The following is a 24,148-nucleotide window of genomic DNA, read 5'->3' on the forward strand; positions in this document are numbered from 1 at the left end:
GCAGAGACGATCACAATGACCGACCGCAACATTCCCGTCACCGAAGACGAGCTGCATGCTTACGTCGACGAGGAGCTGCCGGCGGAACGCCGCGGCGACGTCGAGGCGTGGCTCGCCGCGCATCCCGACGACGCGGCGCGGGTGCAGTCGTGGCGCACGATGGCGGAAGCGCTGCATGCCAGGTACGACGCGGTCATCGATGAAGCGGTGCCGAAGCGGCTCGAGATCGAGCGGCTGGTGCAACAGCCGCGCAAATGGGTGTACGGCGCGGTCGCGGCCACGCTGGCGGCCTTCATCGTCGGCGGCGGCGTCGGCTGGCTCGCGCATGGCGCGACGGCGGCGCCCTCGGGTCTCCAGACCTTCACGGTGCATGCGATCGAAGCGCACCGGCTTTACGTGGTGGAAGTGCGCCATCCCGTCGAGGTGCCGGGCAGCGAACGCAGCCATCTCCAGCAATGGCTGACCAAGCGCTGCGGCTGGGTCGTGCGCGCGCCCGAACTGACGGGAGCCGGATTGAAACTGGTTGGCGGGCGGCTGCTGCCGAGTTCCGCAGGCCCGGCATCCTTCATGATGTATGAGAGCGCCTCGGGCGAACGTTTCACGATCTACACGGCCAAGTCGGACGCCGGAGCGATGCAGATGCGATTCGCGGCAGAAGGCAGGGAAAGCACGCTGTTCTGGGCCGATGATGGCGTCGTTTATGCGGTGGTATCTACCAGCGCCGACCGGGGGCGGCTGACCCAGGTCGCCCAGGCGATCTACGATCAGATGGAGAAGAAGAGCTAGCCGCGGAACCAGAATGAAACCCGGGGCGGTGTGACCGTAGGGCGCGTTCCGGACTGCGCGGAGCCTTCATCGGGCCTGGATTTGTGCAACCCGTTGGCTCCATCCAAGCCGCGGCAAAAAAGCTACGCGGCAGCACAAAGTGCGGCGGATCGGCAACAACACGCCGCTTGTCCCAATTCTGACATCGAAAATCTGGAATGAAACCACCAGTGCGTCTCATTAATGCACCGGGTGATCACGCGAAAATGAGTAGCGCTCGATCCGCCGATCGGCGCAAGCGGCCTCGATCGGGGTTTGGTACCGCGCTGGTCCCCCTTTCGAGGCCGCCCTCTTTCCGGAAAACCCTTTGTTTTCCAAGAAAGAAGTGCGCTTTTTGGGAAACTCCTGCTCGGAACCCCGCTATCTCATTCCACACAAGATCTGCGCCGCGAACCCGGCCGAATCAGCCGAAATCGCTGCGCGGATTGTATGGGTGGCTTTCGCGCCACTTTTCCATCAATGCCTCCAGCTCGCTATCGTTCCCGTCCGGCAAAATAATTCGGGTGGTGATGAACAGGTCGCCGGTTCCGCCGGGCTTCGGCAGGCCCTTGCCCTTGAGACGGAAGATGCGACCGCTGGAGGTATTTTTCGGGATCGACAGTTCCACCGCACTGCCGAGGGTCGGCACGCGGACCTTGCCGCCCAGCACCGCCTCATACAGCGTTACCGGCAGGTCCAGCCGCAGATCGCTGCCGTCGACCTTGAAGAAAGGATGCGGCGCGATGCTGACGGTGATCAGGAGATCGCCCGGCGGATGACCCGGCGCGGTTTCGCCCTGCCCCTTCAAGCGGATCTGCTGCCCGGCGGTGACGCCCGCGGGAATCCTGACGTTGAGCTCCTTGCCGGTCGGCAGGCGGACGCGCTTCTCCCCACCCTTGACCGACTCTTCCAGCGACACCGTCATGGCGACGCTGAGATCGAGGTCGAGGCCGATTCCGCCGGTGTCGAATTCAAAGGTCCGGCCGCCGCCGGGACGCGCGCCCCGGGTCGCGCCACCGAACATGCTGTTGAGAATGTCCTCGAAGCCTGCGCCGCCCACGCCAGGGCCGCCGCCGGTTCGGAAGGTGTAGGATTCAAAGCCACCGGGCCCGCCGGCGCGGCCGCGCTGGTTGCCGCCGGGAAAGCCGCCACCAGGAAAGCCTTGGAAACGCGGCTTGCCCTCGGCGTCGATCTCGCCGCGGTCGAACTGCTTGCGCTTGTCCTCGTCGCCGATGATCTCGTTGGCCGAATTGATCTCGGCAAAGCGGGCAGCCGCCTTCGGATCATTCTTGTTGTTGTCTGGGTGATGCTTCTTGGCGAGCTTGCGATAGGCGCTCTTGATCGCCGCAGCGCTGGCGCCCCGCGGCACCCCCAAGACCTCATAGGGGTCGCGCATCCGTCACGTCTCCTTCACGGGAATTCGGTTAGTCGAAGCTTAGGGCAATTCGCCCGCTTTGGCTTCATCTGGTGAGTCAGTTGCATTTTTGCAACTACCGCTTCGCTGGAAAACGCCTTGAGGCGCTATCCCCGCGTCCACGGCTTGATCGTTTGAATTTCCCATCGGCCCTGGCTGGCCTTGCAGGCGGCACCCTGCAGCCAGCTTTCCGAGCGGCCATTGACGTAGCTCGCCAGAAAATCCCGACAGGTGCGGCCATCTTCTGAAGAATAGGCCTGGGACAGCGGCGTCACCGAGCCGCGGGCGCCCGTCTCCGGATTTTCCCAAGGCTGGCTGGAATCCTTGTCGCCCTTGGTCAGCACATCGGACGCCGCGGTGCGGGCAAAGGCGAGATCGCTCTCGGTCGGCACCGGCGGGGTAGCCGCCTGCCTGCCCAGCGCGCCGGTGAAGTCGGCAGCATTCATTTTGGCAAAGGCATCGGGGCGCGACAGGCTGCAGCCGCCCGAGCCGAGGCCGATCAAAATCAACGTCATCGCCGCGCGAGTCGACCCGATCGCCGATAGGCCAACGCGTCCCCATGCCCTATATAGGGCGTGCCCGTAGCCGGGCTGCAACGCGCTCTGGGACGCGAGGGTACGCAACTGGGACTCCTGCTATGACGGACACGACCTCCATCAAACACCCGACACCGTTAACATCGGGTGATTTTACCGCGGCTGAGGAACCGTTCGCGCTGTTCGCCGAGTGGTTTGCGGAAGCCGTGAAGTCCGAGCCGAACGATCCCAACGCGATGGCGCTGGCGACCGTCGATTCCGACGGGCTGCCGGATGTCCGGATGGTGCTGATGAAGGGCTATGACGCGGATGGTTTCGTGTTCTACAGCCACATCGCCAGCCAAAAGGGCCGCGAACTCGCCGCAAATCCTAAGGCGGCTTTACTATTTCACTGGAAGTCGCTGCGCCGACAGGTCCGCATCCGCGGCACTGTGACGCCGGTGACCGACGAGGAAGCTGACGCCTATTTCGCGACGCGACCGAAGCAGGCGCAGATCGGCGCCTGGGCCAGCAAGCAGTCGCAGCCGCTGGAGAGTCGCTTCGCTTTCGAGCAGGCGATCGCGCTGGTCGCCGCCAAATATGCGATCGGCACCGTGCCGCGGCCGCCCGGTTGGAGCGGCTGGCGCATCACGCCGCAGCGTTTCGAGTTCTGGCACGACCGCCCGTTCCGCCTGCACGATCGTATCGAATTCCGCCGCGATGCGCCTGGGCAAACCTGGAGCAAGGTGCGGCTCTATCCCTGAACTCAGAACGTCATGGCCGGGCCAAACCGCGAAGCGCGTCTTCGTGTAGGAAGTGTGTCTTCGTGTAGAATGCGCCGGCCATCGGCGTCGAGGTTCGCCGAATGAAGACGTGGATGCCCGGCACAAGGCCGGGCATGACGCCAACCGAAAGAATTGCGTATGCCTTCCTCATCCAACGCGCCGCGGCGCACGCTGCTTCTGACCGGCGCCAGCCGTGGCATCGGCCACGCCACCGCGATCCGGTTCTCCTCGGCCGGCTGGCGCGTCATCACCTGCTCGCGGCACGCCTTTCCGGAAGTCTGCCCGTGGGGCGCGGGGCCGGAAGACCACATCGAGGTCGACCTCGGCAGCCACGATGACACCGTGCGCGCGATTTCAGAAATCCGCCGGCGGCTCGAGAACGACGAGTTGCACGCGCTGGTCAACAACGCCGCGATCTCGCCGAAGGCGCCGGGCGGCGGGCGGCTCGGCACCATGGACACCGATGTCGAAACCTGGAACCAGGTCTTTCACGTCAACTTCTTCGCGCCGATCATGATCGCGCGCGGACTGATCGAGGAGTTGAAACACGCCAGGGGCGCGGTGGTGAACGTCACTTCGATCGCGGGCTCGCGCGTGCACCCGTTCGCGGGCGCGGCCTATGCGACGTCGAAGGCGGCGCTTGCCGCGCTGACGCGCGAGATGGCGTTCGATTTCGGCCGCGTCGGCGTCCGCGTCAACGCGATCGCACCGGGCGAGATCGACACCTCGATCCTGTCGCCGGGCACCGAGAAGATCGTCGAGCAGCAGATTCCAATGCACCGGCTCGGCACGCCGGACGAGGTCGCCAAGATCATCTACGTGCTGTGTACGGAAACGAGCTCGTATGTTAACGGCGCCGAGATCCATATCAACGGCGGCCAGCATGTGTAGGACGTGACGTGATCGCGTAGGCTGGGCTGAGCCAGCGAGCCCAGGGCGCGCTCCTCAGGATGAGGTCGTGATTGCGGAGGCAACACTCACTCGGCGTAAAACTTCCGCTGCGCCGTGCGCAGATTGGTCGCTGCGGCAACGTTGAACGTGCTCGAGCACTCGTCCTCGTTCTCGCCGTCCGCCAGCGCCGCGCCACAGTGCCGGCACAGCCGCGTCGAGAGCGCCGGCGCCTTGCCAACAAGGCGGCCCTGCTGATAGCGCGCCAGATCGATGACGTTGCGTGGCGACATTATGGGTTTCTCAACCATGGGATCCTCGCGGCCTGAGACGCACGTTATCGCAGACAAGTTTCGACCATTCGTTCAGCGCACCGCTCAAATTTTAGCGGTGAGGTTGAGTCGATCTTTCGTACGTCGGGAACTGCAGGGGAACCATTTTCCTACAGCCACTTTTTCCATTTGAAGAGAAAGTAGGGCAGCACGGCTGCCATGAGCATCATGATGAGCGCCATCGGATAGCCGTGCGGCCATTCGAGTTCCGGCATCGCCTTGAAATTCATGCCGTAGATCGAGGCGATCAAGGTCGGCGGCATCAGGACGACCGCCATCACCGAGAACAGCTTGATGATGTTGTTCTGCTCGAGATTGACGACGCCGAGCATCGCATCAAGCGTGAAGGTGATCTTGTTGGAGAGATAGGACGCGTGATCGGTCAGGGAACCGACGTCGCGCTGCATGGTCTTGAGCTGCTCGCGCATGTCCTTGGACCATTTGACGCCTTCCACCACCGCCGACAGAAAGGTGACGACGCGGCCGATCGAGACCAGGCTCTCGCGGATCTTCGAGACCAGGTCTCCCTTGCGTCCGATCGCAATCAAGATCTGCGAGTATCGCTTGGCCTGGCCATGGCGCGCGCTTTCCGGCTCGAAGATGTCGTGCGAGACCTGGTCGACCTCGGCGCCAGCGCGCTCCAAAATGTCGGCGCAGCGGTCGATCACCGCATCGAGCAATTCCATCAGCACCATCTCGCCCGAGATCCCCGGCAGGCATGAACGCGCGAGCTTGTGCTCGATCAAGGCAAACGGCTTCGGCTCGTCGTAGCGGACGGTGACCAGGCGGTGACCGGCCAGGATGAAGGTCACAGCCGTGGTCTTCGGCATGTCGGTGTCGGAATTGCACATCAGCGTCGCGGTCATGTAGCGGGCGCCATTCTCGATATAGAGGCGGCTGGAAATCTCGATCTCCTGCATGTCCTCCCGGGTCGGGATCGCGATCCCGGCGAGCCGCTCGACCGCGCGGTCCTCCTCCATCGTCGGGTTCAACAGGTCGATCCAGACCGCATTGTCCGGCAGCCCCGCCGGGTCTGTAGCGGGGAGCTTCTTGAGGGCGGCTCCGGCAGGAACAAACACCGAAAACATGGAAAACTCCGGAACTGGGCGGCCCGTTGTTCTGACGCGCGCTCTTGCGCGCGCCGGGACCCCACTTCATTTCAAAACGCTATTGCTACCAGCGGCACTAAACCCGATTCTGGCAAGCGCTTGATGACCGGCGCATTAACCGCCGATCCATATTTGCGGCGACGGGATGGCGCCGGAGCGGCTGCAATTCGGCCTGAACGCACCCTCTGCCTGGAAATCAACCGGAAGTCGCAAAATTTGCGGCATAAAAGCCACAGCTAGCCTTCCGCAGCGCCGAACAGGGCTGCAAATGCTGGCCTGTGACCCGGTTTTTACGGATAATGCGATTAATGGAATCGTCGCGTTTCGGGCGCAAGATTGGCGCTGCGAATGCCAGACTTTCGATTGGAAGTACGCCATGTCGTCGCTGAAAGTAATCCTGGGGCTGCTCGCCGCCGGCCTTGCGCTGTCCGGTTGTATGCCGGCAACCACCTATCAGGCCGCCCCTGAAGCCACCCTCAAGCCGAACGACAAGGCTCAGCTTGCGAAAGCGCGCTACGCCGCCGTTCCGCCGCCGGAGCCGTTCCGGCGCGCGATCGTCGATTATCACCGCAAGGAACTGCCTGGCACGATCGTCGTCGATTCCGACAACCACTATCTCTATCTGGTCCAGGACGGCGGCAAGGCGATCCGCTACGGCGTGACCGTGGGCGAGGAAGCGCTCGCCTTCTCCGGCATCGCGCGCGTCGGCAACATGGCCGAATGGCCGAAATGGACGCCCACCGCTGATATTCACAAACGTATCGAAGGCCTGCCCGCCTCGGTGCCCGGCGGCGTCGACAATCCGCTCGGCGCCCGTGCGCTCTATCTCTATCAAGGCAACCGCGACACGCTGTTCCGCATCCACGGCACCAACCAGCCGGAATATATCGGCGCCTCGATCTCGTCGGGCTGCATCCGCATGACCAACGAGGACGTCATCGACCTCTACAGCCGGGTCAAGCCGGGCACCGTCGTCGTCGTGCTCGATCCCAAGCAGGGCGACTCGCCCTACAATTCCAAGATGGCGCTGCAGGGCGGCGGCCAAAGCGGCTCGATGGCCCAGTAACCGACGCTGGTTACGCCGCAATCAGAGATCAAGAGCGCCGGTTTTGCCGGCGCTTTTTCTTTGCAGGCTTCTGCTCGCGCGGCGGCTCTGCCTCTTCTTTATCGGCATTCGATTTTTCGGCTTCGGGCTCGGCCTCATGGGCCTTGAAAGCTTCAGATTTGGCAGCTTCAGATTTGGCAGCATCCTGCTTGCGCTCCGCTTTGACATCTTCAGGTTTCGCGGCGACCTCACGCGGTGGCGCTTCCTCGGGCCGCTCGGCCGGCAACAGGGGGGCCTTCTGCGGCAGCGGGTCCCACACATCCCACTGGCAGATCCGGTAATTGCCGCGCCGCTCCATCAGGTCGAGATGGATATGGTCCTCATGGTACCAATCCGACCCCGGGCCGAGTACGGTCGAAAACCGCGCGCAGGCGGAACGCAGCACGGTCTCGCGCAACTCCCGCGGTACCGTGCGATCGGTCAGCGAGATCATTGGGGCGTCGGTGAGCTTGAAGCCGCGAACGTCGAGCGCATTGGCGCGGCCGTGCTCGGAGAGCTTGGCGCCGGCGATGCGGTTGCGGCCGCGGCACTCGAACGAATCGAAATTATCGAGATCGGAGATGGTGCTGCCGAGACGCTCCGCCAACGGGGCGATGTCGTTTCGAATCCAGTCGGCAACTGCCGACGCCATGGGACAGCGCAGGATCGCTGCCGGCTTCACCGAAACCCGCCGCTTGTCCGGCAGCACGATTGCCTCCAGCCGCACCAGGTCTTCGCCCCCGCAACCGTTGGCGCCGTGGATGTCGGGGATACTCGGCGCAATGGCGACTTCGTCCGTCAGCGCCAGCCGGCAGGCGGACGGTTGCGGCGTGGGCTGCGGTGCGGGCGCGGCCTGCTCGTCGGGCTTGCCATTCCGGGGAGCCGCCTGCTCCTTCTCGGCTGGCTTCTCAGGCTTGGCCGAAGGCGCCTCCGCCGGTCGCGGCTTCGGCAGCGGCACCGCAGCGCGGCGTACCTTCTCTCGCGCGCGCGGCTGGGATTGCCTGAACAAGTCGGCCCATGGCGAGGCACGCGACGCTTTCGCCGCAGCGGCCGGCTCGACTGGCATGCCAATCAGGATCGCCGCCGCGGCAACGGTAACCATTGCCGCTGCAATGCGGCCAAAGGCGCCACTAGGCCATTTTCGGATTGCTTTCTGCGCGGTAAAGTTCATTTCAATTCCATGAACTTAACCCCGATCCGCCAATAACGTTCGCGGGTCGTGCGGCAATAAACAAAACCATCGGAGGGAAGTGCGTATGCTCGGATTGATGCAAGACTGGCCTTTGCTTTGCCATCGGATTATCGAACACGCGGCGAAGTATCACGGCACGCAAGAGGTCGTCACGCGGTCGGTCGAAGGTCCCATTCATCGCACCAATTACGCCGAAATTCATGCACGCGCCCTGAAAGTATCGCAACGGCTCGACCGCGACGGCATCAAGCTCGGTGACCGTGTCGCCACCATCGCCTGGAACACCTGGCGCCATCTCGAGTGCTGGTACGGCATCATGGGAATCGGGGCGATCTGCCACACCGTCAATCCGCGGCTTTTCCCCGACCAGATCGCCTGGATCATCAACCATGCGCAGGACCGCGTGGTAATGACCGACATCACCTTCGTGCCGATCCTGGAAAAGCTCGCCGACAACCTGCCGAGCGTCGAGCGCTACATCGTGCTGACCGACAAGGCGCACATGCCGCAGACCACGCTGAAGAACGCGGTCGCCTATGAGGACTGGATCGGCGAAGCCGACGGCAAGTTCACGTGGAGGGATTTTGACGAAAACACCGCCGCCGCGATGTGCTACACCTCGGGCACGACAGGCGATCCCAAAGGCGTGCTGTATTCGCATCGCTCCAACGTGCTGCACGGCCTGATGGCCAACAATGTCGACGCCCTCGGCACCAGCGCCGCCGAAACAATGCTGCCGGTGGTGCCGTTGTTTCACGCCAATAGCTGGGGCATCGCGTTCTCCGCCCCTTCGATGGGCACCAAGCTCGTGATGCCGGGCCCCAAGCTCGACGGCGCTTCGGTCTATGAACTTCTCGACACTGAGAAGGTCACCCATACCGCCGGCGTGCCCACGGTGTGGCTGATGCTGCTCAACCACATGTCGGCCAACAATCTGAAGCTGCCGCACCTGAAGAGCGTGGTGTGCGGCGGCTCGGCGATGCCGCGCTCGATGATCAAGTCATTCGTCGACATGGGTGTTCGCGTGCGTCACGCCTGGGGCATGACCGAGATGAGCCCGATCGGCACGGTTGCGGCGCTGAAGCCGCCGTTTGCCGAACTCACCGGCGAAGAGCGGCTCGACATCCTGCAGACCCAAGGCTACCCGCCGTTCGGCGTCGAGATGAAGATCACCGACGATGCCGGCAAGGAGCTGCCGTGGGACGGCAAGACCTTCGGCCGCCTCAAGGTCGCCGGCCCCGCGGTCGCCAAGGCCTATTTCAAGCTCGACAGCAGTATCCTCGACGAGCAAGGCTTCTTCGACACCGGCGACGTCGCCACCATCGATCAGCACGGCTACATGCGGATCACCGACCGCTCCAAGGACGTCATCAAGTCCGGCGGCGAATGGATTTCGTCGATCGACCTTGAAAACCTCGCGGTCGGCCATCCGGCGGTCGCGGAAGCCGCTGTCATCGGCGTCTATCATCCCAAATGGGACGAGCGTCCGCTTCTGATCGTCCAGCTCAAGGCCGGCCAGAACGCGACGAGCGAGGACATCCTGAAATTCATGGAGGGCAAGATCGCCAAATGGTGGATGCCCGACGACGTCGCCTTCGTCGAGGCCATTCCCCACACCGCGACCGGCAAGATCCTGAAGACGGCGCTGCGCGAGCAGTTCAAGAGCTACCGCTTCCCGAACGCGGCGGCGTGAGGCGATCCTGTCGCTGCCGGCTCGGCAGGGACAGCCGACACAATCAGCCGGCGTGATTGAGATCTCGCGCCGGCTCTTTAGTAGAACGCTCGCAAGTTTCGTGCAGCGTCACGGCGGGTTTCCTCGTAGGCCCGCCGTTCATCTCCTGATACCAGCCCGTTGAAAAGATCAGCGCGAGAGCGCCAGCGCGTCGAGCCGCCGTTGCGCGTCGGGTTCGCCCCATTCCTTGGCCCGCTGATACCAGAGCCGGGCCTGCGCGACGTCCGCCAGCGGACCATCGGCGCCCATCTGCCGGAGCCGCGCCGGATCATAGGTCGTGCCGACAAGCAGCGCCGCGCGCGCGTCCTGCGCCTCGGCGCCGCGCAATAGCACCAGCCGCGCCGACTGGATGTCGCCGGCGGCAAGCAGGTCCTGTCCGCGCCTGAGCAGGGCAGCGATTTCCTTGGGATCGAGGCTGCGCACCACCTCCGCCTGCGGCGCAGCGGCCAGCGCGGGCACCGACGGTGTGGCCGTGGCTATGGCGACCGGCGTGGACACTGGTGTGGCGACCGGCGGGGCAACGACCGGCGCCGGGGCGATGACAGGCGCCGCAGCGACCGGCACGGGCGCCCAGGTCAGCCGCGTCGAGGTACCGGTAAGCGCCACGCCGGTGCCGTCACGCAGTTCTGCCGTCACCAGCATCTGGCCGGCGAAGCCATCGGGCGGGATGACCGAAACGCCGGAAATCTCCGTCGCCGACACGCGCCATTCGCTCGCGCCGACACGTTTGCCGGATGTGAGCCGCGCGCCGGCAGCAAGTCCACTGATGGATACGTAGGCGTCGGGCGGCGGAGAACCGACGTGGATCCCGAGCGGCACCGGATCGTTGGTGAACCCGCTCCCGTCCTGCACGGCCAGGGTCGCCGTACGCCGCGCTGGTTGCGGCTGCGGCGCCGGAAGCACCGACGATTTCACCGACTGCCAGGCGGCCGACAGCGATGCACTATCCTGGCCTGCGGGGCGTTGCGGAGACGGAATGGCCATCACGAGAAGCATCGCGATGCTGGCTGCAATCGCCACCGCGATCGAGAAGCGGACCACCTGCTGAAGCAGTGCGCGCCGTCCCGACAGGTCGCGAAGCACGGATGGCGCTTCAACAGGCACGTTATCCCTCGCCTCCTGCATGGCCTGGGCGACGGCTTTGCTGAACATCTCGGAATCCTGGCGGCGTGCAGGCTTGTTGAATGGCTGCAAGGGCGGTCCTTCCGTCGTCACGCGCGGACGCCAGCCGTCATCGTTCTGCATGAGCATCGGGTTCGGCTGCTCACCGCTCGTCCGTTCCCTCAGATCACGCGGCGCATAGTATGCCGGATCGTTCGGGCCGACATATCCTTCGCGCTTTGCATCACTCATATTGAACACTCGCCCCCATGGGGCCTTCCGACAGCCCCGCGGACGTATGCCGATTGCGCCCTATACGATCCTAGAACTCCGGAGGCGCGACCGCAATTTTTTTGCGACTCTGCCCGCAACAAGGACCAAGAGTTGAGATCATCCTGCAGCGCTTCCGGCTGACGCCCGCCATTTCCCCATTGGTTGGCGTTAGCCGGCGTCCCGTGCAGGACAGTCCCGTGTAGCGGCAAATACGACAACCCGGCGGCGAGAGGTAGACAAAAGTGCGACCGACTTCAATCTACAACTAATAATTAATTTACAAGGATAGTTAACCGGTGAAGTTGCCGCCGTGTGTCGATTCGCCGGACCGTGCCGTCTGCAAAACCTTGAAATTCGCGCCCCGCCGTGGTCTCAAACTGCGGGTTTGCAGCCCGGCCCGTCCGCCGGCCAGACAGACTCCAACACGGTAGATTTTCACCGATGGCCCGAAGGTTTTCCGCTCCCTATCAGTCGGAGCCCGTGTCCAGCCTCGCCACCTGGTCGCGCAACCTGGCCATCTTCGCCGTCGTTGCCGTGGTGGTCTCGATCATCATCGTCCGCTTCGGCTTTCTGGAGGTAAAACCCGCGCTGGCGACGTTCTTCGGCGCGCTCGGTTTGGCCGTGCTTTCCATTCTGGTCGGGCTCGCCGCCTTTGCCGCGATCTGGCAGAACGGATCGCGCGGCATGGGCCGGATCCTGCTGGCATTCCTGATCAATGCCCTCCTGCTCGCCTACCCCGCCTATCTCGCCCTGCAATACCGCAAGCTGCCGCCGATCCACGACATCACCACCGACCCGATCGATCCGCCGCGGTTCGAGGCCCTGGCGCGGCTGCGCAGCGGCGAAGGCGCCAACTCCGCGGTCTATGCCGGGCTCTATTCGGCCGAACAGCAGCGGATCGCCTATCCCGACATCGAGACCGTCGAGCTCGAAGTGCCGCCACAGCGCGCCTATGACGTCACGCTGGCGCTGGTCAACAGGCGCAAATGGCTCGTGATCGACGAACGGCCGCCGCAGCCGCCGCGTCGCATCGGCCGCATCGAGGCGGTGGCGCGGACGCCGATCATGGGCTTCCGCGAGGACGTCTCGATCCGCATCACGCCCGACGGCGACGATTCCCGCGTCGATATCCGCTCCTCCTCGCGCTATTTCGATAGCGACCTCGGCAGCAACGCCGCGCGCGTCTCCAAGCTGATCGAGGACATCAACACGGCGGTCGACAACGCCAAACCGGCAGCCCCGAAGAAGCCGCAAGCGCCGGCCAAGACGCAGGCGAAAACGGTGAAAAAGTGACGTCAGTCATTCCGGGATGGTGCGTTAGCACCAGACCCGGAATCTCGAGATTCTCAGGTGCGCAAGTGCGCACCGTAGTTTGGTTCGTGCTTCGCACGCCCCGGAATGACGACGAGATATCACGTCAACCGATATGTCCCGCCGATCACCGGATCGCCGTCGGTCGCCACGATGCCGCGGGCGACCAGGTCTTCGAGATGCGCCAGCACCGAATAGCCGGCGGCATTCGTCAGTCGCGGATCGATACCGATATAGATCGCGCGCACCATGGTCGGGATGTCGGCCTCGCCCTTGGCAAGGCGATGCAGGATCGAGGCTTCGCGGGCCTGCCGGTGCCGGGTCAGGAAGCGGACGTAACGCGGCCCTTCCGGAATTTCCGGTCCGTGCCCCGAGAAATAAAGATCCTCCTCACGGGCTTCCAGCCGCGCCAGCGAGGCCATATAGTCGATCATCGATCCGTCCGGCGGCGCCACGATCGAGGTCGACCAGCCCATCACGTGATCGCCGACGAAATTGATCTTTCGCTCCGGCCACGCGAACGCCAGGTGATTGGCGGTGTGGCCGGGAGTTGCCACCGCTTCCAGCGCCCAGCCCTGCCCTTCGATGACGTCGCCGTTCTTGACCTGGATATCGGGCCTGAAATCGCGGTCGGCGCCGGATTCCGGATTATGCTTCTCGCTCTCGAAGCGCGGGCGCGAGGCGCGGTGCGGCCCCTCGGCATAGACGGGCGCGCTGGTAGCGGCCTTGATCCGCGCGGTGTTCGGCGAGTGGTCGCGATGGGTATGGGTGACGAGAATATGCGTCACCGTCTCGCCGCGCACGGCATCGAGCAGCGCCTTCGCATGCGCCTCGTCGTCAGGACCGGGATCGATGATCGCGACATTGCCCTTGCCCACGATGTAGCTCACCGTGCCGGTGAAGGTGAACGGGCTCGGATTGTTGCAGAGGACACGCCGTACGCCAGGCCGCGGCTCATCGACAACGCCGGGCACAAGCGGAAAGTCGCGATTGAACGGGATGTCGTCGTTGTCGGCCATGTTTTTTCTTGGCGTCATTCCGGGGCATCGCGCAGCGATGAACCCGGAATCCCGAGATGGGGGAAAGGAATACGGCCCGAGATTCCGGGTTCGCGCTTTGCGCGCCCCGGAATGACGGTGCGAGGATTTACGAAAACGCCTGTATCCCCGTGATCGCCCGGCCCAGGATCAGGGCGTGGACGTCATGGGTGCCTTCATAGGTGTTCACGGTTTCCAAATTCGCGGTGTGGCGCATCACGTGGTACTCGATCTGGATGCCGTTGCCGCCGTGCATGTCGCGGGACACACGCGCAATGTCGAGCGCCTTGCCGCAATTGTTGCGCTTGACGATCGAGATCATTTCGGGGGCCATCTTGCCCTCGTCCATCAGGCGACCGACGCGGAGCGACGCCTGCAGGCCGAGCGCGATCTCGGTCTCCATGTCGGCGAGCTTCTTCTGCACGAGTTGCGTGGCCGCGAGCGGGCGGTTGAACTGCTTGCGGTCGAGCGTGTATTGCCGCGCGCGGTGCATGCAATCTTCGGCCGCACCCATCGCGCCCCAGGAGATGCCGTAGCGGGCGCGGTTGAGGCAGCCGAACGGCCCCTTCAGGCCCGACACGTTGGGCAGCAGCGCGCTCTCCGGCACCACCACGCCGTCCATCACGATCTCGCCGGTGATGGAAGCGCGCAACGACAGCTTGCCGCCGACCTTCGGCGCCGACAGGCCCTTCATGCCCTTTTCGAGGATGAAGCCGCGGATCTGGTTGTCATGCGCGGCCGACTTGGCCCAGACCACGAAGACGTCGGCGATCGGCGCGTTCGAGATCCACATCTTGCTGCCGGTCAGCCGGTAGCCGTCGGATACTTTCTCGGCGCGGGTCTTCATGCCGCCGGGGTCCGAACCGGCGTCCGGCTCGGTCAGGCCGAAGCAGCCGACCCACTCGCCGGTGGCGAGCTTCGGCAGGTATTTCTTGCGCTGGTTCTCGTCGCCATAGGCGTAGATCGGGTACATCACCAGCGACGACTGCACCGAGTTCATCGAGCGATAGCCGGAATCGACGCGCTCGATCTCGCGCGCCACCAGGCCATAGGCAACGTAGCTGGCATTGGCGCAGCCATACTCCTCCGGCAGCGTGACGCCGATCAGGCCGAGCTCGCCCATTTCGTTGAAGATCTCGCGGTCGGTCTTCTCCTCCAGATACGCGTTGATGACGCGCGGCAGAAGCTTGTCCTGCGCATAGGCGCGCGCAGTGTCGCGGATCATGCGCTCATCTTCGGTGAGCTGGTCGTCGAGCAGGAACGGATCGTCCCACTGGAAGGAAGCCGCCGCCGGCTTGTCCTTGGCTTGAGGGCGCACGCTCATGAAAATCCCTTTCGCATCACTGTCCTGTTGGAAATTGTCGACAAATTAATGCGCTATCGGCGGAAGCGCAAATGTTTCACCCTGTCATTCCGGGGCGCGCGATAGCGCGAAACCCGGAAGCTCGAGATTCCGGGTTCGATGCTGGGCATCGCCCCGGAAATGATGGTGGTCATCAGTCCAACTTTTCGTTCGCGACGATCTCGATGCCGAAACCCGATAGTCCCTTGTAGTCGTGTACCGAGGACGTGAGATTGATAATCGAAGTGATGCCGAGATCGCGCAGGATCTGGGCACCGACGCCGACCTCGCGCCATTGCCGATGGCGGTCGGCCTCCGCGGTTTTCTGTTCGCCGACCGGCTCGACGGGAACCCCGGCCGCGCCGTCGCGCAAATAGACCAGCACGCCGCGGCCGGCCTTCTTGAAATGGTCCAGCACGATCTGCATGCGCGCCTGACCGGTGAAGAGATCCTTGACGATGTTCGGCTTGTGCAGCCGCGTCAGCACGTTCTTGCCGTCGCCGATGCCGTTATAGACGAAGGCGGCATGGGCGATCTCATCGAAGGGCGAACGATAGGCATAGCCCTGCAACGGCCCGATCGGGCTGTCGGTAGTGAAGGTTGCGACCCGCTCGATCAGCTTCTCGCGCGCCTGGCGATAGGCGATCATGTCAGCGATCGTGACGTGCTTGAGCTTGTGGGTGGCGGCGAAGCGCGCGACCTGCTCGCCCTTCATCACGGTGCCGTCGTCGTTCATCAACTCCGAGATGACGCCGACCGGCGGCAGCCCGGAGAGCTTGCAGAGATCGACCGCCGCTTCGGTATGTCCGGAACGCAACAGCACGCCGCCGTCGCGGGCGATCAGCGGAAAGATGTGGCCGGGCCGGGCAAAGTCGTTGGCGCCGGCGTTGGGATTGGCGAGTGCGCGGCAGCAGGAGGCGCGCTCCTCCGCCGATATGCCGGTGCCGCCATCGGGCTTGTAGTCGATCGAGACGGTGAAGGCGGTGGTGTGGTTGGACTCGTTGTGCGCCACCATCGGATCGAGCCGCAGCCGGCGGGCGTCGTCGGTGGTGATCGGCGCGCAGACGATGCCGGAGGTATGGCGAATTATGAATGCCATCTTCTCCGCGGTGCAGAGCGAGGCCGCGACGATCAGATCGCCCTCGCCCTCGCGGTCGTCGTCGTCGGTCACGACGACGAGTTCGCCCTTGGCAAAAGCCTGCAGAACTTCCTGGATCGTGTCGGCCATCTTCCAAAAATCTCGCCAAATCTCGCTGGATGCTGCCAGTGCATTAGCCGGACTCCATCGCCAGCGCCAGCATCAATACGCCGGGCAGAACCGCTGCCGGCGGGCGCGAAACGGCCATGCTGCGACCGGTGCCAAACGGGAAACAGCATTGTCGTCCCGGCTAGCCCTAGATATGCACAGCTCCCGGCGAAGTCAGTAGCCTCTGTTACGGCAGCACCTCGCGGCGCTCGCTGAGCAGCGCGTCGGTCTCGGCGCGCTTGTCCTCCAAAAGCCCGGCCTGGGCGGCCTCGATGACCTTATAGAGCTCGTGGGCGTCGCTGAGCCTGGTTACCGTGACGTAATCGGCCCCGGCCTCGTAAAGATCGTTGACATTGGCCAGGATCTCCGCGGTCGCGACGATCTTGGCGGTCGGGTTGAGCGAGCGGACATGGCGGACCAGCTTTTCGTTGTCGGCCCCCTTCAAGAGCGAGTCCGGGATGCTGAGGATGATCAGCTCGGCATTGCCGACGCCGGCGTGCACCAGCGTATCGACGTTGCTGATATCGCCATAGACCACGTGCATGCCGCGCTCGGTCAGGGTGCGGAACACCAGCGGATTGAAATCGATCACGGTGATCTGCTCCAGCACCGCCGGATTGCCGCGCTCGATCTCGGCGAGCAGCGCGCTGGCAGCGCGGAAAAAACCGAGAATGACGATCCGCCGCGCCTCCCCGTGGCCGCCACCATGCCCGGCCTCGGCTTCATGCTTGTGATCGAGATCGCGCAGGCCGATCCGTTTCAACGGGCCGATCAGGCCGCGCGTGACCTGGTCGCTGCGGCCCATGACGAAGGTGCTCAGGACCGCCAGCACCACGAAGGCGAAGGATGCGGCGCTCGCCGTTTCCGGGCTGATATGACGTGCCAGCACGCCGGTCTGGATCACCACCAGCGAGAACTCCGAGATCTGCGCCAGGTTGATCGCCGGCAACAGGCTCGCGCGCAGGCCCTGCTTCATCAGATAGAGCGGCGTAAACGTCGTCACCAGACGGCTGATGACGGTGAAGGCCGCGATCGCGAGCGCCAGCCCGATCACCGACGCGCCGGGGATCGGGATGGTCATGCCAAGCGAGACGAAAAACAGCGTGATGAAGAAATCGCGCAGCGTCGTCACCTTGGCGGTGACGTCGAGCGCATAGGGGAAAGTCGACAGCGAAACACCGGCCACCAGCGAGCCCATCTCGCGCGACAAATGCAGCCTTTCCGCGATCTCGCCGATCAGGAAGCACCAGGCGAGGGCGCCGAGCAGGATCAGTTCCGGCCGCCGCGCGATCTGGTGGAATAGCCACGGCAGCACGTAACGGCTGAGCACGAGCGCTGTCGCCACCAGCGCGCCGACCCGAACGATCGAGAGCAAAATCACGCTCACTTGCAGATTGTCGAGGCTCGGCTGCACCGCCAGGAACAGGATCGCAAAAATGTCTTGCAGCACCAGCACGCCGAGCGTGATCCGCCCGGGCAGCGTGTCGAGTTCGCGCTTCTCGTACAGCACCTTGACGATGATCACCGTGCTCGATAACGCGCAGGCGACGCAGAGATAGAGCGCGTCGAAATGGCCGCTGCCCATCGACAGGCCGATCGCGATGAAGAACAATATCCCGAGCAGGCAGCCGCCGATCAACTGCCCGCCGGCGGCAAACAGGATGACCTTGCCGGCGCGCACGATCTTCTTCAGGTCGATTTCCAGCCCGATCATGAACAGCATGAAGATCAGGCCGAGTTCGGAGATGACGGTGATCGAATCCTGGGACTTGACCCAACCCACGCCGAATGGACCAATGAAGAACCCGGCGATAAGGTAGGCGAGGATCAGGGGCTGCCGGGAGAAATGCGCCAACAGGCCGAGCACCCAGGCGAACAGGATGCATAAGGTGATATCGCGAATAAGCTCGTGCATGGTTCCGGAATTCCCCCTGCCCCAACCTAGAGGTCCCAGCGCGGGGGTCAAACAAGCAATGTGTCACAGCCGTGGAAGGAGCCTTCTTTTCGCGATTCTGGCTGCGCTGTCGATCCTGAACTGCCCGGCAGCCTTCGCGCAGGCCGGCGCCATCGAGCAGAATTTCGCGCCTTCCCTTACCGCGCTGCCGGCGGAAAATCTCGCCATATCGGGCGCATTTTACGTGCCGGTCTATTCCAGCGTCTCGATGAGCCAGGGCAAGTTGCGAGCAGATTTTTCGGTCACGCTGAGCATTCACAATGCATCCGAAACCCGCCCGCTGGTCCTGAAGCGGATCGCCTATTTCGACACATCGGGCAAGCTGGTGGAGAGCTACCTCAAGTCTCCGGTTGCGCTAAAAGCGTTCGCAACCGTCGAAGTCTTCATCGCCGCGAATGACGTGCGCGGCGGCACGGGCGCGAATTTCGTGGTCGACTGGGCGGCCACGGGCGACATCGCCGAGCCCGCGGTCGAAGCCCTGATGGTCGGCGGCGTCGGCGCCGGACATTATGCCTTCATCAGTCAGGGTCGGCCGATCAGGATCATCAAGAACTAGCCTGCCGGAAGGCCGCAAGCCGCCTTCTCAATAAACAACAAAATGGGAGTGACCATCCATGTCTGCCGCAACCCCCTTCGATTTTTCAGCCCTGCTGCCCGCCGGATTGCCGGCCCCGGCGGCACGGTGGACGGGACTGGCCAAATACAGCTTCGTCGGCGGCAACAACGATCCCGAGCAGGTGCCGGTCGACGGCCTGATCGAAGCCGTCAATGTCGTGCTCCGGCGCGAGGGCAAGACGCTCGCCACCTATGGGCTTGCCCACGGCCCGCAGGGCTACCGTCCCTTGCGCGAATTCCTCACCGCAAAACTCAAGCGCGATGCCGGCATCGCCTGCACGGCCGACGACATCCTGATCGTTTCGGGTTCGCTGCAGGCGCTCGACCTTGTCAACCAAACCCTGTTGGCACGCGGCGACACCGTGCTGGTCGAGCGGGAAACCTATCAGGGCGCGCTGACCCGGTTGACGCGGCTCGGCGTCAAGGCGGTCGGCATCCCGCTCGATGATCAGGGCATGCGGATGGATGCGCTGGCGGCCGCGCTCGCCGAACACAAAAGCCGCGGCATTACGCCGAAATACATCTACACCATCCCGACCGTGCAGAATCCGACCGGCAGCATCCTGCCAGAGACGCGGCGCGCGGAGATGCTGAAGCTGTCGCGGCAATACGGCGTGCCGATTTTCGAGGATGATTGCTACGCCGATCTGATCTGGAAAGGCGAGCGGCCGCCGGCGATCTACGCGATGAGCCAGCATGGCGGCGTGATCCACATCGGCTCGTTCTCGAAGTCGATCGCCCCCGCCCTGCGCGTCGGCTTCATCGTCGCGCCCTGGGAAATGATGTCGCGGATGCTGGCGCTGAAAACCGACGCCGGCAGCGGCGCGCTGGAGCAGATGGTGCTCGCGGAATATTGCGCGCCGCATTTTGCAACCCATGTGCCGAAGCTGACGCGTGGCCTGCGCGCCAAGCTCGACACGCTGATGGAAGCACTCAACGAACAGTTCGGCACGTCGGCGGAATTCGAGGCGCCCGAGGGCGGCATCTTCCTGTGGGTGAAGCTGCCCGACAATGTCGATACGCTAAAGCTCTATCAGGCCGCGCTCGCCGCCGGCGTCGCCATCAATCCCGGACCGGAATGGTCGACCGATAAGGCCTTTGCCGGCAGCCGCCTGCGGCTGTGCTTTGCCAGCCCCTCGCACGAACAGATCCGCGAGGGCGTTGCCGTGCTCGCCGAAGTCTGCCGCAAGGAGTTCGGCGTACCCGCCCGAATCGCGAATGTGGAGAAGCGGGCGCGGAGCTGAGCCGACGCGAGGCTGGTCCATATTGATTGAGATCAAATGGCGCTGGGCCGCCACCCAATTTTATTTTGATCGACCGGACCAAGGCCCGACAGCTGACGTTCTATTCAGCCTTGATGCCGGCCTCGGAAATCAGCTTCCCCCACTTGGCGCTTTCGCTTTGGATGAACCTTGCGAAGGCATCGGGCGAGCTCGGCACCGGCTCGGCGCCGAGCGTGCGGATTTTCTCGACCGCGGCCGGATCGCTCAATGCTTTCACAAAGGCCGCATTCAGCTTGGTGACGATTTCGGACGGCGTGCCGGCGGGCGCGACGATGCCGAACCAGCCGACGGATTCGAATCCGGAGAGGCCCTGCTCCGCCAGCGTCGGAACATCGTTCAGGAAGACCACGCGCTTGGCAGCGGAGACGCCCAGCGCCTTCAACTTGCCGTCGCGGATCAATTGCTTCGATGCCGGGATATCCAGCACTGCCAGCGGGATGTGTCCGGCCAGAACGTCGGTGGCCGCCGGCGCGGTGCCGCGATAGGCGATCAGTTGAATGCCGACGCCGGCCTTTTGCGCAAACAGGGCCGAGGTCAGGTGCATCGCTGTGCCGTTGCCGCCATGGCCGATCGACAGGCCCTGCGGCTGAGCCCTGGCCTTGGCAATGAGATCGGCGACCGAGGCAACGGCCGATTGTTGCGACGACACCAGCACGAACGGGATTTCCGCCAGCATCGTCACCGGCGCGAGATCCTTGATCGGATCGAACGACATCGCGGCACGGTTGAGGTGTGGGTTGACGGTCAGCACGCCGGCGGCGGCGACACCGAGCGTATAGCCATCCGGCGCGGCCTGCGCCACGACCCCGATCCCGATATTGCCGCCCGCGCCTGCCCGGTTCTCGATCACGATCGGCTGGTTCAGAGATTCCGACAGCGCGGGCTGCAGCGCGCGGATCACGATATCGGCACTGCCGCCGGGCGGAAAGGTCACGATGATCTTGATGGGTTGATCAGGATAGGCGTTTGCTGCTTCAATCGCCGATAACGACAGCGACAGAACCACAAGAGCGCGCATCATGCCTTGCCGGATCGACGGAAACATTGAGATCCCCCCGATGATTTTTGTGGCCGACACTTATGCATGATCGTCCCCATGCAGCAAGCGGCAAGGCAGTGAGCGACGTGGTGAAGAGCCGCGTTCTGGTGGTCGGCGCCGGTCCGGTCGGACTGACGCTCGCGATGGACCTCGCGCTACGGGGGATATCGGTGACGACAGTGGAAACGCGCGCCGCCGGCGAGCCGCCAAGCGTGAAGTGCAACCATGTCTCGTCGCGCTCGATGGAGATTTTCCGTCGATTGGGACTGGCCGAGATGCTGCGCGACACCGGCCTGCCGGCCGATTACCCGAACGATTGCTCCTACCGCACCACGGCAACCGGCATCGAGCTCTCGCGCATTCTCATTCCCTGCCGGCGCGATCGCTACACCGCAACGAACGGGCCGGACACCGGCTGGCCGACCGCCGAGCCGCCGCATCGCATCAATCAAATTTACATGGAACCCGTGCTGTTCGCCCACGCCACCGGCATCGACGGGCTCCAGATCCTGAACCGCACCGCGTTCGAGGATTTCAGCGAAAGCAATGACGGCATCGTCGCCATCGTTCGCAATCTCGATACCGGATCCACCTCGCAGATCCATGCCGAGTTCATCGTGGGCTGCGACGGCGCGCGTTCGCTGGTTCGCAAGGCCATCGGCGCCAACCTGCAGGGAACGCCGATCATCCAGCGCGTACAATCGACCTACATTCACGCGCCCGCCCTGCTCGGCCTGATGGACCGACCCGCCTGGATGACGCTGTCGCTCAATCCGCGGCGCTGCGGCACGGTGGTTGCGATCGACGGCCGCGAGAAATGGCTGATCCACAACCATCTCAATCGCGAGGACGAGACCTTCGAATCCGTCGATCGCGACGCCTCGATCCGCGCCATTCTCGGCGTCGGACCCGATTTCGAATACGAGGTTCTGAGCAAGGAGGACTGGGTCGGCCGGCGCCTGGTCGCCGACCGGTTTCGCAAGGGCCGCGCCTTTATCTGCGGCGACGCGGCACATTTGTGGATGCCCTATGCCGGCTACGGCATGAATGCCGGCATCGCGGATGCAACCAACCTCGCATGGCTGCTCGCGGCCTATCTGCAGGGATGGGCCGACATCAATATCCTCGACGCCTATGAGGCCGAACGCCTTCCCATCACCGAGCAGGTGTCGCGCTTTGCGATGGAGATGGCCGGCAAGGTGTTGAGCCAGCGCCGCACCGTGCCTGAGGAAATCGAGCAGCCGGGGCCTGAGGGCGATGCCGTCCGCAAGCAGGTCGGGCAAGCAGCCTATGACCTGAACGTGCAGCAATATTGCTGCGCCGGCCTCAACTTCGGTTATTTCTACGATCGCTCTCCGATCATCGCCTATGACGGCGCCGAGCATCCGGGTTTTACGATGGCGGATTTCACGCCGTCCTCGACGCCGGGCTGCCGGCTTCCGTTCGCGAAACTGTCGGACGGAAGGCCGGTCTATGATGCGCTCGGGCCGGGCTACACGCTTTTGCGGTACGATCCAGGCGTTGCAATTGCGCCTTTGGCCGATGCGATGCGCGCCAATGGCGTCCCGTTTGAAATCGTCGATGTACCCGGCGACCAAGCGCCGCCGCCCGGCGGCCACAAACTCATCCTTGCGCGCACCGACCAGCATGTCGCCTGGCGGGGCAACGCGATTCCCGACGATCCCGCGCCGCTCGTCAGCAAGCTGATCGGCCGAAGCTCCAGCCTCAGCCCGGGTTGATTCCCGTATGGCTGAGATACGCTCCCAGCAACGCTTGGGCATCGCGCTCGTGGTCGCCGCGGCCATTGCCTGGAGCACGGCGCCGTTCTTCACGCGGCTGCTTCCCTACGACTCCTGGACCATCCTGTTCTGGCGCGGATTGTTCGGCGGCGGCCTGATCGTTCTCTTGATGGTGCTGTTGCAAGGCCGTGCGGGCCTGCGGGATCTGACCAGGATGGACAAAAACGGCTGGCTGGTCGCGTCGTTTTCGACATTGGCGATGATCGCCTTCATCCCTTCGCTGCAGCTCACGAATGTATCCAATGTAGCCATCATCATCGCGACCGGTCCCTTCCTCGCGGCTGCGCTGGCCTGGATATGGCTGCGGGAAATCCCCCAACTGCGAACCATGCTGGCGAGCATCGTGGCGCTCTGCGGCGTCATGATCATCGTCGGCAACGCTCGCATCGGTTCGGATATCCTTGGGATAGCCCTCGCCTGCTTCATGGCGCTGGCGATCGCTGCGATGACAGTCATGGTACGGCGGCACAAGAATACATCGATGATCGCCGCCGCAGCGATGTCGAACATTCTGGGCAGCGTTATCAGCATTCCCTTCGCCCACGGAATAGCAGGGATAACCGGCTTCGACCTGCTCATTCTCGCGATGTTTGGATGCTTTCAGGTCGCCATCGGCCTCACGCTATTCTTCCTCGGCTCGCGCCTGCTACCGTCAGGCCAGGCGGCCCTGATCTCTACGCTGGAGACGCCGCTGATGCCGTTCTGGGTATGGGTGGGATTTGGCGAGGTGCCCACACTACGGGTCCTCGCCGGTGGCGCCCTGGTGATGGGCGCCGTCATTGCCGACATCGTCGGCGATATCCGCGCGCAGCGGCGGTCAGGCTGACTAGGACACATACCCACAAATCCGGATTCGCAAGCGTGTCTCATGTCCGCTTCGGTCCGAAAGCGACGGAAGTGCTGCATCGCCGCGAAATGACGCGATGGGCACAACAGGCGACATTCCCGGCTTGGCCTGATATGAACTTGGCCTGATATGAAAGAGGCCGCCAACTGAGGCGGCCACGAGGAATTAAATGACAGACGCACCGTTCAATGTAGGCGACCGAGTAAAGAAGCGATCAGGTTACGAATATCCGGGTTTCATCGTTTCTGTTTTTACGAATCGGGCGGGCGCAGTCCGCTATGTCGTTGAAGCGGATCATCCTGCCTTCTCGGGCATGTTGCACATTTTCAATGGCGATCAGCTAGAGCCCCGCTGAGCTGAAGCAGGCCAGCACCCTACCGCCCATAGGAACAGATCAGGAAAGACGAACATTTCCAGACCTATCGTTACGGTATCGTCTCTGGTCA

Annotated in this window: 22 protein-coding genes; 11 read left to right on the forward strand and 11 right to left on the reverse strand. The window is 63.6% G+C overall.

Annotation, left to right across the window (positions count from 1 at the left end):
* Positions 1-15: 15 nt before the first annotated feature.
* Entirely contained in the window at positions 16-786 is a 771-nt protein-coding gene (locus HCN50_RS03930; protein ID WP_171708276.1) for an anti-sigma factor family protein, read from the forward strand.
* A 442-nt stretch (positions 787-1,228) separates the two neighbouring features.
* Here HCN50_RS03930 and HCN50_RS03935 read toward each other — a convergent pair whose 3' ends face one another.
* On the reverse strand, positions 1,229-2,200 hold the full coding sequence (locus HCN50_RS03935; protein ID WP_171708277.1) for a DnaJ C-terminal domain-containing protein: 972 nt from the start codon (positions 2,198-2,200) through the stop codon (positions 1,229-1,231).
* A gap of 125 nt (positions 2,201-2,325) precedes the next feature.
* The gene (locus tag HCN50_RS03940; protein ID WP_171708278.1) at positions 2,326-2,733 is read right to left on the reverse strand and encodes an RT0821/Lpp0805 family surface protein; all 408 of its coding nucleotides are present in this window, start codon (positions 2,731-2,733) and stop codon (positions 2,326-2,328) included.
* Positions 2,734-2,855: 122 nt separating this feature from the next.
* Here HCN50_RS03940 and pdxH point away from each other — a divergent pair, with 122 nt between their 5' ends.
* Both pdxH and HCN50_RS03950 read left to right on the forward strand, forming a co-directional pair.
* The gene (gene pdxH, locus HCN50_RS03945; protein WP_171708279.1) at positions 2,856-3,497 is read left to right on the forward strand and encodes a pyridoxamine 5'-phosphate oxidase; all 642 of its coding nucleotides are present in this window, start codon (positions 2,856-2,858) and stop codon (positions 3,495-3,497) included.
* 159 nt (positions 3,498-3,656) lie between these two features.
* Positions 3,657-4,409: an SDR family NAD(P)-dependent oxidoreductase gene (locus tag HCN50_RS03950; protein WP_171708280.1), complete on the forward strand. Its 753-nt coding sequence runs from the start codon at positions 3,657-3,659 to the stop codon at positions 4,407-4,409.
* An 86-nt stretch (positions 4,410-4,495) separates the two neighbouring features.
* Here the strand turns inward: HCN50_RS03950 and HCN50_RS03955 are convergent, their stop codons facing one another.
* Both HCN50_RS03955 and HCN50_RS03960 read right to left on the reverse strand, forming a co-directional pair.
* Complete coding sequence (locus HCN50_RS03955) at positions 4,496-4,717, reverse strand: hypothetical protein (RefSeq protein WP_171708281.1); 222 nt, start codon at positions 4,715-4,717, stop codon at positions 4,496-4,498.
* A gap of 131 nt (positions 4,718-4,848) precedes the next feature.
* Positions 4,849-5,826, reverse strand: a complete 978-nt coding sequence (locus HCN50_RS03960) for a magnesium transporter CorA family protein (RefSeq protein WP_171708282.1) — start codon at positions 5,824-5,826, stop codon at positions 4,849-4,851.
* Positions 5,827-6,223: 397 nt separating this feature from the next.
* Between HCN50_RS03960 and HCN50_RS03965 the strand changes: the two genes are divergently transcribed.
* On the forward strand, positions 6,224-6,913 hold the full coding sequence (locus HCN50_RS03965; protein WP_171708283.1) for a L,D-transpeptidase: 690 nt from the start codon (positions 6,224-6,226) through the stop codon (positions 6,911-6,913).
* A 28-nt stretch (positions 6,914-6,941) separates the two neighbouring features.
* Here HCN50_RS03965 and HCN50_RS03970 read toward each other — a convergent pair whose 3' ends face one another.
* A complete protein-coding gene (locus HCN50_RS03970; protein ID WP_171708284.1) occupies positions 6,942-8,102 on the reverse strand; it encodes an extensin family protein in 1,161 nt (386 codons plus the stop codon).
* Positions 8,103-8,187: 85 nt separating this feature from the next.
* On the opposite strand from HCN50_RS03970, the gene HCN50_RS03975 reads away from it, so the two are divergent.
* The gene (locus HCN50_RS03975; RefSeq protein ID WP_171708285.1) at positions 8,188-9,816 is read left to right on the forward strand and encodes a fatty-acid--CoA ligase; all 1,629 of its coding nucleotides are present in this window, start codon (positions 8,188-8,190) and stop codon (positions 9,814-9,816) included.
* A 168-nt stretch (positions 9,817-9,984) separates the two neighbouring features.
* On the opposite strand, the gene HCN50_RS03980 is transcribed toward HCN50_RS03975, so the two are convergent.
* On the reverse strand, positions 9,985-11,208 hold the full coding sequence (locus HCN50_RS03980) for an SEL1-like repeat protein (protein ID WP_235976719.1): 1,224 nt from the start codon (positions 11,206-11,208) through the stop codon (positions 9,985-9,987).
* 462 nt (positions 11,209-11,670) lie between these two features.
* On the opposite strand from HCN50_RS03980, the gene HCN50_RS03985 reads away from it, so the two are divergent.
* Positions 11,671-12,522: a DUF1499 domain-containing protein gene (locus tag HCN50_RS03985; protein ID WP_171708286.1), complete on the forward strand. Its 852-nt coding sequence runs from the start codon at positions 11,671-11,673 to the stop codon at positions 12,520-12,522.
* 119 nt (positions 12,523-12,641) lie between these two features.
* Here the strand turns inward: HCN50_RS03985 and HCN50_RS03990 are convergent, their stop codons facing one another.
* From HCN50_RS03990 to HCN50_RS04005, 4 genes are all read right to left on the reverse strand, one after another.
* Positions 12,642-13,559, reverse strand: coding sequence for an MBL fold metallo-hydrolase (locus HCN50_RS03990; protein WP_171708287.1), 918 nt, complete (start codon positions 13,557-13,559; stop codon positions 12,642-12,644).
* A 127-nt stretch (positions 13,560-13,686) separates the two neighbouring features.
* Positions 13,687-14,901 (reverse strand): acyl-CoA dehydrogenase, encoded by a 1,215-nt coding sequence (locus HCN50_RS03995; RefSeq protein WP_057856930.1) that lies wholly within the window; start codon positions 14,899-14,901, stop codon positions 13,687-13,689.
* 172 nt (positions 14,902-15,073) lie between these two features.
* Positions 15,074-16,147 (reverse strand): 3,4-dihydroxy-2-butanone-4-phosphate synthase, encoded by a 1,074-nt coding sequence (gene ribB / locus HCN50_RS04000; RefSeq protein ID WP_171708288.1) that lies wholly within the window; start codon positions 16,145-16,147, stop codon positions 15,074-15,076.
* Positions 16,148-16,352: 205 nt separating this feature from the next.
* Positions 16,353-18,080 (reverse strand): cation:proton antiporter, encoded by a 1,728-nt coding sequence (locus tag HCN50_RS04005; protein WP_171708289.1) that lies wholly within the window; start codon positions 18,078-18,080, stop codon positions 16,353-16,355.
* A gap of 58 nt (positions 18,081-18,138) precedes the next feature.
* On the opposite strand from HCN50_RS04005, the gene HCN50_RS04010 reads away from it, so the two are divergent.
* Positions 18,139-18,675: a DUF3124 domain-containing protein gene (locus HCN50_RS04010; RefSeq protein ID WP_171708290.1), complete on the forward strand. Its 537-nt coding sequence runs from the start codon at positions 18,139-18,141 to the stop codon at positions 18,673-18,675.
* A gap of 58 nt (positions 18,676-18,733) precedes the next feature.
* Positions 18,734-19,978: an aminotransferase-like domain-containing protein gene (locus HCN50_RS04015; RefSeq protein ID WP_171708291.1), complete on the forward strand. Its 1,245-nt coding sequence runs from the start codon at positions 18,734-18,736 to the stop codon at positions 19,976-19,978.
* Positions 19,979-20,078: 100 nt separating this feature from the next.
* Here HCN50_RS04015 and HCN50_RS04020 read toward each other — a convergent pair whose 3' ends face one another.
* Positions 20,079-21,062, reverse strand: coding sequence for a Bug family tripartite tricarboxylate transporter substrate binding protein (locus tag HCN50_RS04020; RefSeq protein WP_171708292.1), 984 nt, complete (start codon positions 21,060-21,062; stop codon positions 20,079-20,081).
* Positions 21,063-21,097: 35 nt separating this feature from the next.
* Here HCN50_RS04020 and HCN50_RS04025 point away from each other — a divergent pair, with 35 nt between their 5' ends.
* From HCN50_RS04025 to HCN50_RS04035, 3 genes are all read left to right on the forward strand, one after another.
* On the forward strand, positions 21,098-22,795 hold the full coding sequence (locus tag HCN50_RS04025; protein ID WP_171708293.1) for an FAD-dependent oxidoreductase: 1,698 nt from the start codon (positions 21,098-21,100) through the stop codon (positions 22,793-22,795).
* Between the two features lie 7 nt (positions 22,796-22,802).
* Positions 22,803-23,681, forward strand: a complete 879-nt coding sequence (locus tag HCN50_RS04030) for a DMT family transporter (RefSeq protein ID WP_171708294.1) — start codon at positions 22,803-22,805, stop codon at positions 23,679-23,681.
* Between the two features lie 190 nt (positions 23,682-23,871).
* Positions 23,872-24,057, forward strand: a complete 186-nt coding sequence (locus HCN50_RS04035) for a hypothetical protein (protein ID WP_171708295.1) — start codon at positions 23,872-23,874, stop codon at positions 24,055-24,057.
* Positions 24,058-24,148: the final 91 nt, after the last annotated feature.

It is taken from the genome of Bradyrhizobium archetypum, from assembly GCF_013114835.1.
Taxonomy (GTDB): Bacteria; Pseudomonadota; Alphaproteobacteria; order Rhizobiales; family Xanthobacteraceae; genus Bradyrhizobium; species Bradyrhizobium archetypum.

What these genes read in the sequence shown, in the direction of transcription:
- HCN50_RS03930 (WP_171708276.1), top strand. Translation starts at nt 16, where the DNA reads ATGACCGACCGCAACATTCCCGTCACCGAAGACGAGCTGCATGCTTAC.
- HCN50_RS03935 (WP_171708277.1), bottom strand. Translation starts at nt 2,200, where the DNA reads ATGCGCGACCCCTATGAGGTCTTGGGGGTGCCGCGGGGCGCCAGCGCT.
- HCN50_RS03940 (WP_171708278.1), bottom strand. Translation starts at nt 2,733, where the DNA reads ATGACGTTGATTTTGATCGGCCTCGGCTCGGGCGGCTGCAGCCTGTCG.
- pdxH (WP_171708279.1), top strand. Translation starts at nt 2,856, where the DNA reads ATGACGGACACGACCTCCATCAAACACCCGACACCGTTAACATCGGGT.
- HCN50_RS03950 (WP_171708280.1), top strand. Translation starts at nt 3,657, where the DNA reads ATGCCTTCCTCATCCAACGCGCCGCGGCGCACGCTGCTTCTGACCGGC.
- HCN50_RS03955 (WP_171708281.1), bottom strand. Translation starts at nt 4,717, where the DNA reads ATGGTTGAGAAACCCATAATGTCGCCACGCAACGTCATCGATCTGGCG.
- HCN50_RS03960 (WP_171708282.1), bottom strand. Translation starts at nt 5,826, where the DNA reads ATGTTTTCGGTGTTTGTTCCTGCCGGAGCCGCCCTCAAGAAGCTCCCC.
- HCN50_RS03965 (WP_171708283.1), top strand. Translation starts at nt 6,224, where the DNA reads ATGTCGTCGCTGAAAGTAATCCTGGGGCTGCTCGCCGCCGGCCTTGCG.
- HCN50_RS03970 (WP_171708284.1), bottom strand. Translation starts at nt 8,102, where the DNA reads ATGAACTTTACCGCGCAGAAAGCAATCCGAAAATGGCCTAGTGGCGCC.
- HCN50_RS03975 (WP_171708285.1), top strand. Translation starts at nt 8,188, where the DNA reads ATGCTCGGATTGATGCAAGACTGGCCTTTGCTTTGCCATCGGATTATC.
- HCN50_RS03980 (WP_235976719.1), bottom strand. Translation starts at nt 11,208, where the DNA reads ATGAGTGATGCAAAGCGCGAAGGATATGTCGGCCCGAACGATCCGGCA.
- HCN50_RS03985 (WP_171708286.1), top strand. Translation starts at nt 11,671, where the DNA reads ATGGCCCGAAGGTTTTCCGCTCCCTATCAGTCGGAGCCCGTGTCCAGC.
- HCN50_RS03990 (WP_171708287.1), bottom strand. Translation starts at nt 13,559, where the DNA reads ATGGCCGACAACGACGACATCCCGTTCAATCGCGACTTTCCGCTTGTG.
- HCN50_RS03995 (WP_057856930.1), bottom strand. Translation starts at nt 14,901, where the DNA reads ATGAGCGTGCGCCCTCAAGCCAAGGACAAGCCGGCGGCGGCTTCCTTC.
- ribB (WP_171708288.1), bottom strand. Translation starts at nt 16,147, where the DNA reads ATGGCCGACACGATCCAGGAAGTTCTGCAGGCTTTTGCCAAGGGCGAA.
- HCN50_RS04005 (WP_171708289.1), bottom strand. Translation starts at nt 18,080, where the DNA reads ATGCACGAGCTTATTCGCGATATCACCTTATGCATCCTGTTCGCCTGG.
- HCN50_RS04010 (WP_171708290.1), top strand. Translation starts at nt 18,139, where the DNA reads ATGTGTCACAGCCGTGGAAGGAGCCTTCTTTTCGCGATTCTGGCTGCG.
- HCN50_RS04015 (WP_171708291.1), top strand. Translation starts at nt 18,734, where the DNA reads ATGTCTGCCGCAACCCCCTTCGATTTTTCAGCCCTGCTGCCCGCCGGA.
- HCN50_RS04020 (WP_171708292.1), bottom strand. Translation starts at nt 21,062, where the DNA reads ATGTTTCCGTCGATCCGGCAAGGCATGATGCGCGCTCTTGTGGTTCTG.
- HCN50_RS04025 (WP_171708293.1), top strand. Translation starts at nt 21,098, where the DNA reads ATGCATGATCGTCCCCATGCAGCAAGCGGCAAGGCAGTGAGCGACGTG.
- HCN50_RS04030 (WP_171708294.1), top strand. Translation starts at nt 22,803, where the DNA reads ATGGCTGAGATACGCTCCCAGCAACGCTTGGGCATCGCGCTCGTGGTC.
- HCN50_RS04035 (WP_171708295.1), top strand. Translation starts at nt 23,872, where the DNA reads ATGACAGACGCACCGTTCAATGTAGGCGACCGAGTAAAGAAGCGATCA.